The sequence below is a fragment of the Streptomyces buecherae genome (assembly GCF_014295035.1).
In the GTDB taxonomy this organism is placed as follows: Bacteria; Actinomycetota; Actinomycetes; order Streptomycetales; family Streptomycetaceae; genus Streptomyces; species Streptomyces youssoufiensis.
The window spans coordinates 6,125,977-6,140,602 of record NZ_CP060404.1 but is presented as its reverse complement, the minus strand read 5'-3'; the positions used below and the strand labels follow the sequence as shown (position 1 = coordinate 6,140,602).

At 72.2% G+C, this 14,626-nt stretch carries 9 protein-coding genes and 1 pseudogene; 4 read left to right on the top strand and 6 right to left on the bottom strand.

The annotated features are described in order from the left end of the window. Positions 1–430 precede the first annotated feature (430 nt). The 4 genes from H7H31_RS24285 (at position 431) to H7H31_RS24270 (ending at position 8,845) form a co-directional block, all read left to right on the top strand. On the top strand, positions 431–703 hold the full coding sequence (locus tag H7H31_RS24285; RefSeq protein ID WP_187059520.1) for a DUF1876 domain-containing protein: 273 nt from the start codon (positions 431–433) through the stop codon (positions 701–703). An 831-nt stretch (positions 704–1,534) separates the two neighbouring features. Further along, a complete protein-coding gene (locus tag H7H31_RS24280; RefSeq protein ID WP_187061533.1) occupies positions 1,535–4,864 on the top strand; it encodes a S8 family serine peptidase in 3,330 nt (1,109 codons plus the stop codon). Positions 4,865–5,103: 239 nt separating this feature from the next. Beyond that, positions 5,104–7,710 carry an aminopeptidase N gene (gene pepN, locus H7H31_RS24275; RefSeq protein ID WP_187061532.1) on the top strand — a complete coding sequence of 869 codons (2,607 nt, stop codon included), beginning with the start codon at positions 5,104–5,106 and terminating at the stop codon, positions 7,708–7,710. 646 nt (positions 7,711–8,356) lie between these two features. Continuing rightward, positions 8,357–8,845, top strand: coding sequence for an isochorismatase family protein (locus H7H31_RS24270; protein ID WP_232110057.1), 489 nt, complete (start codon positions 8,357–8,359; stop codon positions 8,843–8,845). 222 nt (positions 8,846–9,067) lie between these two features. Here H7H31_RS24270 and H7H31_RS35185 read toward each other — a convergent pair. The 6 genes and pseudogenes from H7H31_RS35185 to H7H31_RS24240 form a co-directional block, all read right to left on the bottom strand. After that, positions 9,068–9,211: pseudogene (locus H7H31_RS35185) on the bottom strand (transposase); the annotation flags it as partial. A 37-nt stretch (positions 9,212–9,248) separates the two neighbouring features. Then, positions 9,249–10,217, bottom strand: a complete 969-nt coding sequence (locus tag H7H31_RS24260; RefSeq protein WP_176161625.1) for an acyl-ACP desaturase — start codon at positions 10,215–10,217, stop codon at positions 9,249–9,251. Between the two features lie 149 nt (positions 10,218–10,366). Further along, positions 10,367–11,644 carry an allantoicase gene (gene alc, locus H7H31_RS24255; RefSeq protein ID WP_187118083.1) on the bottom strand — a complete coding sequence of 426 codons (1,278 nt, stop codon included), beginning with the start codon at positions 11,642–11,644 and terminating at the stop codon, positions 10,367–10,369. 378 nt (positions 11,645–12,022) lie between these two features. Further along, a complete protein-coding gene (locus H7H31_RS24250; RefSeq protein WP_187059819.1) occupies positions 12,023–13,018 on the bottom strand; it encodes a LysR family transcriptional regulator in 996 nt (331 codons plus the stop codon). Positions 13,019–13,264: 246 nt separating this feature from the next. Further along, positions 13,265–13,507 (bottom strand): hypothetical protein, encoded by a 243-nt coding sequence (locus tag H7H31_RS24245; RefSeq protein WP_187059818.1) that lies wholly within the window; start codon positions 13,505–13,507, stop codon positions 13,265–13,267. Positions 13,508–13,994: 487 nt separating this feature from the next. Then, the gene (locus H7H31_RS24240; RefSeq protein ID WP_372454635.1) at positions 13,995–14,276 is read right to left on the bottom strand and encodes a hypothetical protein; all 282 of its coding nucleotides are present in this window, start codon (positions 14,274–14,276) and stop codon (positions 13,995–13,997) included. Positions 14,277–14,626 lie beyond the last annotated feature (350 nt).

Genomic DNA, 14,626 nt, shown 5'->3' with positions numbered 1-14,626 from the left:
GGGCGACGGGCTGGCCGGTGTGGGGACCGGTCACCGCCGTCACGTTGGATCGTTGGCAGCGGGGGTGGCCTGTGCGTGAACGCGACGGCAACGTGCGACGCCCATCTCCGCACGTGGATCACCCCTCCCTGCGCCGGCCACGGACCGCTCGCCCACGGGAGTCATGCCGGTCACCGCCCGTTCACCGGACCGGGGGACGGGCCGGAGTCACGGGCCAGCGAGGCGGGCGCCGGCTGACCCGCCGGCGGGCGGGGCGGCGGCCCCGGGCAGGACGGAGGTCGGTGACGGGCGGGGCGAAGCCGGGGGCTCCGGGCGCGGGTGGCGCGGGGGCGTCCGGCGGGGTTCGCGGCCCCGCGTGCGGGGGTCCGGGAGCGGTGCCAGCATGGGGAGATAGGGGGTAAAGCGACGCGCTGTGTGTGAGGAGCCTCCCGTGACTGGCACGAAGAAGTGGACCACCGAGATCACCATCACCGAGGTCGGCCGCGAGGTGACCGCGGAGGCCAGGCTGCGCGGGGAGAACAGCGGTTCGCTGGTGGGCTACGGCAGCGCTACCTGCAAGGTGACCGATGCCAACGTCCCCGCGATCGGCGACGAACTGGCCGCCGCCCGGGCCTTCTCCGACCTCAGCCACCAGTTGCTCCACAACGCCGCGGAGGACATCGAGGCGCATACCCGCCAGCCGGTGGACCACCTCCGGGTGTGACGGCCAGCCCACCCTGGCAGCCGGCGCACCGGAGACAGGCAGACGCCGGCGCGACCTCCGGGCGCCCGGTGAGCGCGGCTGCCACCGCATGACCGGGGTTGCCGCCGTGCGACCGGAACCTGAGGCCGAGCGACCGAGTGTTGACCTCGGGCGACCGCGAGCTGACGCTTGCCGACCGCCCGGCGATCGGCCGGCGATCGGTCAGCGAGCGGTCAGTGATCGCCCGCCGCATGGCGGCTCCCGGGCCCGATCAGCGCGCCGAGCGAGGTTGCCGCGCGAGGCGTCCGTACGTGAGCAGCGCACGTACGCCGGGACGCGTACGCCCCCAAGGAGCGGGCGACGACCAGTAGGCGCCCGGAGCGCCACCCTCCACCCCGCGACGGACCGCCGGCGTACGCGCGACCGGCAGGGCACTGAGCGCTCACGCCGCCCCACGCCCGCCCCGCCGCCCACGCGCCCACCCGTCGCCCAGCGGGCCCCACCCCCGCGACCCCGCGCTCCCCGCCCTCCCGACAGGGCCGGGGAGCGCGCCCGCGTTCCCGCCCGCGCGCCAACCAAGCGCGTCCACGGGCCCCGCCCCACGCCCGCACGCTCGACCGCACCCGCAACCCACACCGCACACCCCACACCCCGCACCCACGTCGGCGCCCGCATCCGCAACCACATCGGCGCCCACGTCCGCTTCGTGGCATTGCGTACGCTTCGCCGCTCATTGCGCGTTGGCGGGAATATGCCAATCGGCATCTCTGGCTCGGGCAGCACTCCCCAAACAACGCGTCCTTACACAAGGGTGAACGGTCTATTGGCTCCGTATTCCGAACAAGGATGCCCATGTCCCGATCACCTGAAGACATATCCCGACGCAAAAGACGCACGGCCCGGGTCGTGCTCGCCGCGGGTCTGGTGGCGGCGTTGTCCGCGACCGGCGTGGCGCCCGTCCTCGCGGACGAGCCCACCCCCGGTGGCGCCCCGCCCGCCTCCGCCAAGCCGGCCAAGCCCGCGGGGGACAAGCTCGGCGCGGCCGACGCCAAGCTGCTCGCCGAGGCCAAGGCCGAGGGCGACAAGACGATCACGATGATGGTGGCGGCCCAGCCCGGCTCGACCGACCGCGTCGCCGACACGCTGGACGCCGTCAAGGGCGCGTCCGTCGGCCGCACCTACGACAAGCTCGGCTACGTCCGCGCCACCGTGCCGATCGCCCGGGCCGACCAGGCCATCGGGGCCGCCAAGCGAATGGCCGACGTCCACGGCATCGACCTCAAGCACGAGATCAGGCTCCCGGACCCGACGCCCGGAGCGGACGCGGTGCGCGGCGGCGCGTCCGCGAAGTCCGGTTCGTACCCGGCGCCGGGCCGGAACACGCCGGCCAGGAACCCGTACCAGCCGGCGCACGAGACGGGCGCCGTGGACTTCGTGCAGCAGAACCCGCGGGCCGACGGCCGTGGCGTGACGATCGGCGTGATCGACTCCGGCGTGGACCTCGCGCACCCCGCGCTGCAGAAGACCACCACCGGTGAGCGCAAGATCGTGGACTGGGTGACGGCGACCGACCCGATCACCGACAACGACGGCACCTGGCGTCCGATGACCACCAACGTCTCGGGCCCGTCCTTCTCCTACCAGGGCCGTACCTACACCGCCCCGGCGGGCGCGTACCAGGTCAGCCGCTTCCAGGAGAAGATCACCGACGGTGGCCCGGACGGCAGCGACTACCACGGCGACGTCAACCGCGACGGTGACACCACCGACTCCTGGGCGCTGCTGTACGACGCGGCGAAGGGCACCGTCCGCGTCGACCTGAACGACAACGGCGACTTCACCGACGACACGCCGATGAAGCCCTACCGGGACGGGTTCCAGGTCGGCTACTTCGGCACGGACGACCCGAAGACGCCGGTCGCCGAGCGCTCCCCGTTCGTCGTGGAGATCCGCAAGGGCGTGCCGCTCGACCCGCTGGGCGGCTCCAACGTCGGCAAGAAGGCCGACTTCGTCAATGTGGGCATCATCGAGTCCGAGCACGGCACGCACGTGGCGGGCATCACGGCGGCCAACAAGCTCTTCGGCGGGAAGATGAACGGCGCCGCCCCCGGCGCCAAGATCGTCTCCTCGCGGGCGTGCAGTTGGAGCGGCGGCTGCACCAACGTGGCGCTGACCGAGGGCATGATCGACCTCGTCACCCAGCGCGGCGTGGACATCGTCAACATGTCGATCGGCGGCCTGCCGCCGCTGAACGACGGCAACAACGCGCGCTCGGAGCTGTACACCCGGCTCATCGACACCTACGGCGTGCAGCTCGTCATCTCCGCGGGCAACAGCGGCCCCGGCGCCAACACCATCGGCGACCCGTCGCTGGCCAACAAGGTGATCAGCGTGGGCGCCGGCGTCTCGAAGGAGACCTGGGCCGCCAACTACGGCTCGCAGGTCAAGCGGAAGTACAACCTCTTCCCCTTCTCCTCGCGCGGCCCGCGTGAGGACGGCGGCTTCACGCCGACCCTGGTCGCCCCGGGCGCGTCGATCAACACCACGCAGACCTGGATACCCGGCTCGCCGGTCAAGGAGGCCGGCTACGAGCTGCCGGTCGGCTACAGCATGCTGCAGGGCACCTCGATGGCCTCTCCGCAGGCGGCCGGCGCGTCCGCGCTGCTGCTCTCGGCGGCCAAGCAGCGGGGCATCGAGCTGACCCCGGCCACCCTGCGCACCGCGCTGACCAGCACCGCGCACAAGATCCCCGGCGTGCAGGCGTACGAGCAGGGCGCCGGCCGGATGGACATCGTGGACGCCTGGAAGTCGATCCGGCGGGGCGCGCACGGGCACGCGTACACGGTCAAGGCGCCGGTGAAGACCGCGCTGTCGGACTACCTGAAGACCCCGGGCTTCGGCACCGGCGTCTACGACCGTGAGGGCGGCCTGAAGGCCGGCCAGTCCAGGACGTACGACGTGACCATCACCCGCACCACGGGCCCGGACCGCGCCGTGCGGCACACCCTGAAGTGGCGCAACAACAGCGGCGCGTTCCGCCTCGCGGGCAGCGGCACGGTGTCGCTGCCGCTGAACAAGCCGGTCACCGTCAAGGTGGTGGCCAGGCCCGGCGCGGCCGGCGTGCACAGCGCCATCCTGGAGGTCAACGACCGTCGCACCGAGGGCGTCGACCACCAGATCCTGAACACCGTCGTGGTGGCGAAGCCGCTGGCGGGCCCGTCGTACGCGGTCAAGGAGTCGGGTTCGGTCCAGCGCAACGCGCCGACCTCGTACTTCGTGAACGTGCCCAAGGGCGCCAAGACGCTTGAGGTGGCGCTCGGCGGGCTGCGCGACAAGAGCCAGACCCGGTTCGTCGCGATCAACCCGTACGGCGTGCCGGTCGACTCGACCTCGTCGATCGCCTGCTACCCGAACTACGACAACCCGGCCAACACCTGCCGGCCCGACCGCCGCGCCTACCCGAACCCGATCCCGGGCGTGTGGGAGATCGAGGTCGAGTCGCGGCGTACCTCGCCGGTCCTGGACAACCCGTACCAGCTCACCGTGAACGCGCTGGGCAGCACCTTCTCGCCCGAGACGCAGACCCTCGCGGAGGCGAAGGTCGGCCAGGCCACTCCGGTGGAGTGGAAGGTCAGCAACGGGTTCGGCCCGATCGACGGCAAGCTCCAGGGCGGCCCGCTGGGCTCCGCCCGCACCGAGCGGCCCACGATCAAGCAGGGCGAGACGCACACCAGCCAGGTCACGGTCGCCGAGGGCGCCTCGCGCCTGGACGTGGCGATCGGCGGCGCGGCCGACGGCAAGGCCGACCTCGACCTGGCCGTCGTCTTCAACGGCCAGGTGGTGGGCGAGTCCACGTCGTCCGGCTCGGACGAGAAGGTGTCGCTGCGCTCCCCCAAGGCCGGCGTCTACACCATCGAGGTGGCCGGCTACGCGGTGCCCGCCGGCAGCACCGCCTACGACTACCGGGACCTGTTCTTCGCCCCGTCGCTCGGCGAGCTGAAGGCCGACGGCGGCAAGCGGATCACCCTCGCCAACGGGCAGTCGACGCAGGTCACGGCCGATGTCGTGGTCGCGGGCCCGGCTCCGGAGGGCCGCACGTTCTTCGGTGAGCTGTCGCTGGTCAACCAGGCCGGCACCAGCACCGGCGGCGGCAGCGTGCAGATCGCCAAGGTCATTCCGTAGTACGTAGCGGTACGCGGTAGTACGCGGCCGGCCCCCCGGACCGTCGCCCGACAGGCGGCGGCCCGGCGGGGCCGGCCCCACACCCGGCGGGGCGAGCCGACGCCATCGGCTCGCCCCGCCGCGCCGTGTCGGGACCGGCCACGGGGCGACCGGGATATTCAGCGGGGCCGCCCCGCGCGGCGTGGAAGGATGGCTGGTCACTACGGCTCACGTACGTCGAAAAGTTAGGAGATGCCCAGGTGCCTGGCACGAATCTGACCCGCGAAGAGGCGCAGGAGCGGGCGCGCCTGCTCACCGTCGACGCGTACGAGATCGAGCTCGATCTCTCCGGCGCGCAGGAAGGCGGCACGTACCGCTCGGTGACCACGGTCCGGTTCGACAGCGCCGAGGGTGGCGCTTCCTCGTTCATCGACCTGGTCGCGCCCGCGGTGCACGAGGTGGTGCTGAACGGCACGGCGCTGGACGCGGCCGAGGTCTTCGCCGACTCCCGGATCGCCCTCCCGGACCTGCGCGCGGGCCGCAACGAGCTGCGCGTGGTGGCCGACTGCGCGTACACCAACACCGGCGAGGGGCTGCACCGGTTCGTCGACCCGGTGGACCAGCAGGCGTACCTGTACACCCAGTTCGAGGTGCCGGACGCGCGCCGGGTCTTCGCGTCCTTCGAGCAGCCGGACCTGAAGGCGACGTTCCAGTTCACCGTGGTGGCCCCGGAGGGCTGGACGGTCATCTCCAACTCGCCGACGCCCGAGCCGAAGGACCGCACCTGGACCTTCGAGCCCACGCCGCGCATCTCCAGCTACATCACGGCGCTGATCGTCGGCCCGTACCACAGCGTGCACAGCACGTACGAGAAGGACGGGCGCTCGGTGCCGCTGGGCATCTACTGCCGCCCCTCGCTGGCCGAGTACCTGGACGCGGACGCGATCTTCGAGGTCACCCGGCAGGGCTTCGACTGGTTCGAGGAGAAGTTCGACTACGCGTACCCGTTCGCCAAGTACGACCAGCTCTTCGTGCCGGAGTTCAACGCCGGCGCGATGGAGAACGCGGGCGCGGTCACCATTCGCGACCAGTACGTCTTCCGGTCCAAGGTGACCGACGCGGCGTACGAGGTACGGGCCGCCACGATCCTGCACGAGCTGGCCCACATGTGGTTCGGCGACCTGGTCACCATGGAGTGGTGGAACGACCTGTGGCTGAACGAGTCGTTCGCCACCTACGCCGAGGCCGCCTGCCAGGCGTACGCCCCGGGCTCGAAGTGGCCGCACTCGTGGACCACGTTCGCCAACCAGATGAAGACCTGGGCCTACCGCCAGGACCAGTTGCCGTCCACGCACCCGATCATGGCCGAGATCAACGACCTGGACGACGTGCTGGTCAACTTCGACGGCATCACGTACGCCAAGGGCGCCAGCGTCCTCAAGCAGCTCGTGGCCTATGTCGGGCAGGACGAGTTCTTCCGTGGCGTGCAGGCGTACTTCAAGCGCCACGCGTACGGCAACACGCGGCTGAGCGACCTGCTGGGCGCCCTTGAGGAGACCAGCGGGCGCGACCTGAAGACATGGTCGAAGCTGTGGCTGGAGACGGCCGGCATCAACATCCTGCGCCCGGAGATCGAGACCGACGCGGACGGGATCATCACCTCCTTCGCCGTCCGCCAGGAGGCCCCCGCGCTGCCCACCGGCGCCAAGGGCGAGCCGACGCTGCGCCCGCACCGGATCGCGATCGGCGCCTACGACCTGGACGCGAACGGCAAGCTGGTGCGCGGCGCCGGCGTCCCCGACGGCGAGGACTGGGGGCGGATCGAGCTGGACGTGGACGGCGAGCTGACGCCGGTCCCGCAGTTGGTCGGCAAGCCGCGCCCCGCCGTGGTGCTGCTCAACGACGACGACCTGTCGTACGCGAAGGTGCGCCTGGACGAGGATTCGTTGCGCCAGGTCACCCAGCACCTGGGCGACTTCGCCGAGTCGCTGCCGCGCGCGCTGTGCTGGGCCTCGGCGTGGGACATGACCCGCGACGGCGAGCTGGCCACCCGCGACTACCTGGAGCTGGTGCTCTCCGGCATCGGCAAGGAGTCCGACATCGGCGTCGTGCAGTCGCTGCACCGCCAGGTGAAGCTGGCCCTGGACGCGTACGCGGCCCCCGCCTGGCGCGAGACCGGGCTGGCGAAGTGGGGCGAGGCGGCGCTGGAGCACCTGCGGGCCGCCGCGCCCGGCAGCGACCACCAGTTGGCGTGGGCCCGCGCGTTCGCCGCGACCGCCCGCACCGACGAGCACCTGGACCTGCTGGCCGCGCTGCTCGACGGCAGCCAGACCATCGAGGGCCTGGCCGTGGACACCGACCTGCGCTGGTCGCTGCTGCTGCGGCTGGCCGCCACCGGCCGCGCCGACGACGCGGCGATCGACGCCGAGTTGGAGCGGGACAAGACCTCGGCCGGCGAGCAGCACGCGGCCAGCGCCCGCGCGGCGCGCCCGACGCCGGAGGCCAAGGCGGAGGTGTGGGCGGCGGTCGTGGAGTCGGACGCGCTGCCGAACGCCATGCAGGAGGCGGCCATCAACGGCTTCGTCCAGGCCGACCAGCGCGAGCTGATCGCGCCGTACGCGGAGAAGTACTTCGCGGCGGTCAAGGGCGTCTGGGAGGACCGCAGCCACGAGATCGCCCAGCAGATCGCGGTGGGCCTCTATCCCTCGTTGCAGATCTCGCAGACCACGCTGGACGCCACGGACGCGTGGCTGGCCAGCGCCGAGCCGAGCGCGGCGCTGCGCCGCGTGGTGACGGAGAACCGCTCGGGCGTGGAGCGGGCGCTGCGGGCGCAGCGGGCCGACGCCGACGCGGCAGCGGCGGCGTAGCGCTGCCGCGACAGCGGCGGCACAACGCAGTCGCGACAGCGGCGGCACAACGCAGTCGCGGCAGCGGCGGCATAGCGCAGTCGTGGCAGCGGTGGGCTGAGTCAGCCGCGGCAGCGGTGGGATCACGGCGAGTCGCGGGAGCGGTGGGCTGAGGCGAGCCGTGGTCGTCGGTTGACAGGGGTCGGCCCCCGTCCTCCCTGGTGGGGGACGGGGGCCGATCGCGTGCTGGGTGGGCTCGTGTGGCCTCGCCCGGTGGGGGCTAGGCCATGTCGTGTGGATCAGACGGTTGTTGGTCCGGGTGCGTCGTTGGCTGATGCGCGGGGTGAGTACATCGAGCACCTTTCGGAGCGTGGCGACCGGGACCGGCGGCTCACGCAGCGCCGGATGGGACCCGTGCCAGTGTGCCGAACTCGACGCGGACGGGAGGGCCCGCGCCTCCAGGGCAACGGGGCTTCATCACGTTCAGGGCGGGGCCGGGAAACCGGGTTTCTGGCCGTGGTGCGTCGCCCGGAGAGGCGCGGCCCCACTAGGAAGCCCATCCCTGTGGGGCGTCACCGGAAAGGCGCCTGGACGAATGAGTCTGAAGTGCTCACCAGTTGGTACAGCTGAAGGATGCGGCCACGAACCCTGGCCTACCATCGTCTCCGTGACCTCCGCGCTGATCCTCATCGACCTGATGCCACGCATCATCGCCCTACCCCTCGCTCCGCACTCCGGCGAAGAGGTACTGACGCGCTGCCGGCGGTTGGCTGAGGTGTTCAGGGCGAGCGATCGCCCGGTGGTGCTGGTTCGGGTGGAGCGGCCGAACACCACCGAGCAGCCGCCAGGCAGCGGCTTCGCTGTCGATCTGGTCCAGCCCAGCGATGTCGTGGTCGTCAAGCGCACCGTCGGTGCGTTCCATGGCACCGACCTGCACGACCAGTTGCGCGATCGGGGCGTGGACACGCTGGTACTCGCCGGGCTGGTTACCACCATGGGGGTCGAGTCCACTGCGCGGGCCGCAAGCGACCACGGCTACGAGTTGGAGTTCGTCGCCGACGCGATGTCCGGCTTCGCTGCTGACGAGCACGACTTCACCGTGGAAAAGATCTTTCCTCGGTTCGGTGAGGTGCGCGACACGGCGGCCTACACCTGAGTCGGTGGTCGTAGGCGATCAGTACCCGAGTGACTGGTGCAGTACCCGGGTGACTGGTGCGCCGATCTTGTTGTTGTGCCGGATACCGGCGGCCAGCGCGCGGACGCGCTGGGCGACTCGGGTCGCGACGCCCTCGAAGGTCCGCCCGCCGTGTTGTTCCTGGACGAGCTGCCGTTCGCGGGCGGTTGTAGACGCCCCGCCAGTTGCCGTACCTCTCCGGCAGGCGCGCCACTGAGTACCGGTCTGGAACGTGAAGGCGATCGCGTCGATCACCTCACGATGATCACGCCAGCGCCCGCCCCGCTTCGGCGTCCGGTCCGGGAGCAACGTCTCGATCCGCGCCCACTGCGCGTCACTCAACGGCACACCCGGACCAACAACCGTCTGATCGACACGAAATGGCCTAGCGGCCCCGGGCGGCCCGGCGGGCGAGCAGCGCTTCGCGTCGCTCGTCGAAGCGGGTCGCCTGCTCGTCGAGCCCGCCCATGTACATGCCCAGTTCCTCCTGCGCCGCGAGGCCGTCCGGGCCGAGCCCGGAGATCTCCAGCACCTTGAGGTAGCGCAGCACGGGCTGGAGCACGTCGTCGTGGTGGATGCGCAGGTTGTAGATGCCGCCGATGGCCATCTGGGCCGCCGCCCGCTCGAAGCCGGGGATGCCGTGGCCCGGCATCCGGAAGGCCACCACCACGTCGCGCACGGCGCACATGGTCTGGTCGGGGGCCATCTCGAAGGCCGCCGAGAGCAGGTTGCGGTAGAAGACCATGTGCAGGTTCTCGTCGGTGGCGATGCGCGCCAGCATCCGGTCGCACACCGGGTCGCCCGAGTGGTGACCGGTGTTGCGGTGCGAGATGCGGGTGGCGAGTTCCTGGAAGGCGACGTACGCGATCGAGTGCAGCATGCTGTGCGCGTTGTCGGACTGGAACCCCTCCGACATGTGCGACATGCGGAAGCGTTCGAGTTCGACCGGGTCCACGGCGCGCGAGGTGAGCAGGTAGTCGCGCATCACGATGCCGTGCCGGCCCTCTTCGGCGGTCCACCGGTGCACCCAGGTGCCCCAGGCGCCGTCGCGGCCGAAGAGGGTGGCGATCTCGTGGTGGTAGCTGGGCAGGTTGTCCTCGGTGAGGAGGTTGACCACCAGCGCCACCCGGCCGACCGAGCTGACCTTGGACTGGTCGGGGGCCCACGCCTCGCCGCCCATCACGCCGTCGAAGTTACGGCCGTCGCTCCACGGCACGTACTCGTGGGGCATCCATTCCTTGGCGACGCGCAGGTGCCGGTTGAGTTCGGTCTCGACTACCTCTTCGAGCGCGTACAACAACTGGCTGTCGCTCCATGCGGCCTTTCCCGTACGACGAGTTATAGCGGTGGTCACAGCGGAGACTCCTGGGGACGGGGAGTAACGGACTACTGGGGACGTGTCCGACCTACGGTTCCGTAGGTTACGACAACGTAGGTTAAAGCGCCCGTAAACACCAAGCCGTCACCCTCCGCCGCGCCTCCGTGACGCGTGGGGCGACCGGGTCAGTCGGTGAGTGCCGCGTACCGCTCCACGAGGCGTGCCTGGCCGGTGGCGGTCAGGGTGCCGTGGGCGCGCAGCCGGGCGATGCCGCCGTCCGGAAAGACGTCGAGGCGCACGTGGGTGGCGGGGGCGGGGGCCGCGAGGCGGAAGCGGTGCGGGGAGTCGGGTCGCAGGGCGGTGCGCGGCAGGATCTCATACCAGGACGCCGCGTCGGCCGGGTCGGCGGCCGTGGCGTCGCAGCCGTACACCGCGGCCCAGCCCGCCGCGTTGCCCTTGAGGTAGGCGGTGTCGATCTCCAGGGCGCGGATCTCGCCGTGCCCGGCGAGCCGGAACCGCACCCAGTCGTGGCCGTCCCGCTCCCGGCGCCGGCGGGTCTCCCAGCCGTCGTCCATCTGGCGGGCCAGGTCGGGCCGGATGATGTTGGTGGGGGGCGAGTAGAAGCGGTCGGACGCGTCCTCGACCACCCCGCCGTGCACCACCGACGCCAGGTCGAAGGTGCCGAGCAGGCCCAGCCACTCGGGGTCGGGCACCACCGTGCCGTGCACCCGCAGCCGGGCGATCCCACCATCGGGGTACTGGCACAGGCGCAGGTGGGTGAAGCGCCGCTCCGCGTCGACGGCGAAGCCGTTGGCGGCATGACCCCGTACGGGCGTGGGCGGCACGAGCGGCTCCCAGCGCACCGCGTCCGAGAGCAGGTCCCGCGTGCCCGGCGTGACCGGGACGGCCGCGGCCTCGACGCTGACGCGCTGCGGATAGTTCCCCCGGAAGTGGGCGGTGTCCACGATCACTCCGTGGACGACGCCGGGCGCGCCGAGCCGGATCAGCGCCCAGTCGTGGTCCCCGGCGGCCGGGAAGGGGTGATCGGCGTCGGCGCCCCTGCGGCGCCGGGTCTCCCAGCCGTCCATCACCTTGCCCTTGTGGCCGAACTCCCGCGGGTCGAACACCGCGGGCCCGGGCAGCAGCAGGTTCTCCCGCTCCGCGAAGAACTCGTCGTTGGCGGCGACGACCCCGCCGCCCAGCCGCCGGTCGGCGAGGTCCACGAGCGCGGTGAACGGGAACTCGCCGCCTCGGTAGTCGGCGTACGGGTCGCCGCCGCGGTAGGGGCGGGCGTCGGTGGCGGTTTCCGATCCTGTTCCGGTGGCGGTGGCGGTTTCGGGACTGGTTCCGGTGTCCGCTATAGGGCCGGCGGCGGATTCGGGGCCCGTGGCGGGTGGCGGGGGCGGCGGCGCGGTGGAGGTGGCGGGGGTCGGGTCGGGGCGCGCGTCGGAGCTGGTGGGCATGGGTGGCCTTTCGTGAGCGGGGTCGCCGGGTGGGTTCGCCTGGCGAGGGTGGCGGGGTTCGCTGGCCCGGGTGGAGGAGTTCGCCTGGTGGGCGTGGCGAGGCTCGGCGATGGCGGGGGTGGTTCGCCCGGCGGGGGGCGGTTCGCCTGTCGCGGCGGGTGGGTGAATCGGCGGGCTCGCGGTGGCCGGGCAGGGGGCGACGTGCCGTTGGGGCGATCCGTCACCGGGCGCCCGCGCCGAGCGGAGGGACGAACACGCACAACAGACGGCGGGTGAGCAGCGGCAAACGGACTGCGGGGGGGCGCGGTGTGTTCATCCGCTTCCCGAGCGTGGCAGTCGTGACCTCGCCGGTCCATCGAAAGTTTCTGACCGGACTTTTCAGTTGAGCTGAACGTTCTTGTCCGTGCCCGCGCGGGCCACGCCCGGAATGGGTTCGATGCGTTTCGCCGTCGGCCGACCGGGCCGCGCAGCGGCCACGGCGTGCAGCGCGTCCAGCACCCGGGCAAGCCCCGGCGCCCCCTCGGCTCCCTTGCGTACGGCGGCCACGACGTGCCGGCAGGGCCGGTCGGCGCGCAGCACCCGCACGGCGACCGCCGGGTCAGCGCTGCCGTACTCCGCGGCCATGGCCATCCTCGGCACCAGCGCGACGCCCATCCCGGCGGCGACCAGGGCGAGGATCGAGGGCCAGTCGGCGGCGGCGTGCGCCTGCTCGGGTACGAATCCGGCCGCCTGGCACGCGACGGTGGTGATCTCCGACCAGGGCCCGCTGCTGCCGTAGATCCACCCCTCCCCCGCCAGGTCCGCGAGGCGCAGGTCGGGCGCGGCGGCCAGCGGGTGCCGGGCGGGCAGCGCGACGTCCAGCGGGTCGGCGAGCAGGGGCACGCGCGTGAACTTCGGGTCCCGCGCCGGCGGCGCGTGCGCGGCCAGCGACAGGGCCAGGTCGACGGTCCCGCGAGCGAGCAGTTCGTACGCCTCCGCCGCCTCGGCCTGGTGCACCCGTACCTCAAGTGCGGGGTGGCGGCGGCGCAGTTGCTGGGCGGCGGGCACCACGAGGGCGGGGATGGCGGTGCTGAACGCGCCGACCCGAACCCGCCCGCTCTCCCCGCGCCGATACCCGGCCAACTCCGCCTCCGCCCGTTCCAACTGGGCGAATACCTCCTCGGTGTGTCGCAGTACGAGCCGGGCGGCGTCCGTCAGCCGCACCCGCCGCCCGTGCGCCTCAAGGAGCGGCACGTCCAACTGCTTGGCCAACCCCGAAAGCTGCTGCGAGACCGCCGACGGCGTCATGCGCAGGGCCTGGGCCGTCGCGGTGACCGTGCCCAGCTCATCGAGGGTGCGCAACACGCGGAGCTTTCTGACATCCCAGTCCGCCATGGGGAAAAGCTACCCAGCCCGGCCCCACGGGGAGCCCACCGCGCTCGCCCGGGGCCAACGCCTCCCCCACCCGGCCGACGACTGGCCGGGCACGGCCCGCGGCTCGCGGTGGTGTGGTGCGTCGGGGGCCGTACGTGTGCGACCCGGCGGCGGTCCGGCGCGCGCTAGCGGATACGGTCCCGGCGCCCGGGCACACCAAAGGCGCTCACGGCGTGCGCCGCGAGCGCCTGGCGGTGGAGCGGGGCTTCAGCTCGTGGTCTGCTTGTCGCTCTTGCTGCCGATCATCACGAGGCCCGCGATCACGAGGAACGACACGATGGGAGCGGCGACGTAGAGGCCGAGCGTCTCCATGACGCTCAGACCCGGACCCGGGTCGTCACCGTCGTCGCGGGTGAGCGCGAACGCGGGGGACGACATCAGCAGCATCAACGTCAGCCCGGCGGTGATCGTACCGGCGCGCAGGGCGTTCTTCTTGGCCTTAGTGCTCACAGCAGCAATTTACCCAACGGGTCCCGGCACCGCGCGCCCGGGGTACGTAACTCCCGCCCGGACTCGCACGGGATAGCCGGCCCGGGCGGCCCGGGCCGGGTCGCCGCGGCGTTGGCGCGACGGGAGGCGAGGCGGCGTGACGCGGGGGCGGGGGCGGCACGGGGTGACGCGTGCGAGGGGGGCGGCGCGGGTGGGTGCGCCGCCGGCGAGTGGACGCGGGGCGATGTGGTGCGGCGTGCGGCGTGCGAGGGAGGCTGAGATCGGGGCCCGGTACGGCGCGCGGGTCGGAGCCCTGTGTGGCGCGCAGGTCGGGGCCCGGTGGGGCGCGCGCGGAGGTTGGGGTCGTCCGTGCTCGTTCTCGGTGCTCGGGTTGCAGCGGCCGGGTCTCGGTGCCGGCGCTGGTTCACGCGTCGGGCGGGTCACCGTGCCCGCGGCGCACCCGGCCCCCGTTCTCCCGCGCGCGCTGTGATCATCGGGCGGCGGCGGGTCAGCAGGCCGCGGGTGCCGGCCCCATGTCGACGCGCTCGACGGGGTAGGCGGCGGCCGTGGGCTCGCTGGTGAGCGGACGCTCGGCGCCCAGCGGCGGCTCGCTGGTCAGCGGCGCGGCGTCGGACAGTGGCGGTTCGCTGGTCAGGGGCTGCTCGAACCCGCAGGCACCGGAGCCGTCCAGCGCCGACTCGGGGTCGGACACGCCCTCGTAGAGATCGGGCTGGGACAGCTCCGTCTGTTTGGAGAGGGTGTGCGGGAAGATGTGCACGGGCGCGGCCACACGGGCCTCCTGATGTCGGTGGGCAGTGAGACACGGCGAGCCCTACCCATTGCGGGCCGGGTCAGACGCATCTCACCCTCTAACGTGGTCCAGGTCACATTCTCGCCCCGGCAGGCGATTCCTCGCTCCCCACGGCCGTTCACAGCGAGATGTGGCCCGAGCAGCGCACTGTGACGACGGATTTACGGAGTAATCCGCGCCGCCGATCCTCCATCGGAGCACCCCGATAACCGGCAATCGCGGCACTTCAGTCACCGCCGTTGACACCTCGACCAGCCGAGTGGTGGGCTCGGCGAGTCGATCAACTCACGGCGCCCACACGCCACTCCGCGCCCGCCCGTGCGGCCACC

Excerpts from the sequence above, each read along its gene's own strand:
- H7H31_RS24280 (WP_187061533.1), top strand. The coding sequence starts at position 1,535 with ATGTCCCGATCACCTGAAGACATATCCCGACGCAAAAGACGCACGGCC.
- alc (WP_187118083.1), bottom strand. The coding sequence starts at position 11,644 with ATGCCCACCAGCTCCGACGCGCGCCCCGACCCGACCCCCGCCACCTCC.
- H7H31_RS24250 (WP_187059819.1), bottom strand. The coding sequence starts at position 13,018 with ATGGCGGACTGGGATGTCAGAAAGCTCCGCGTGTTGCGCACCCTCGAT.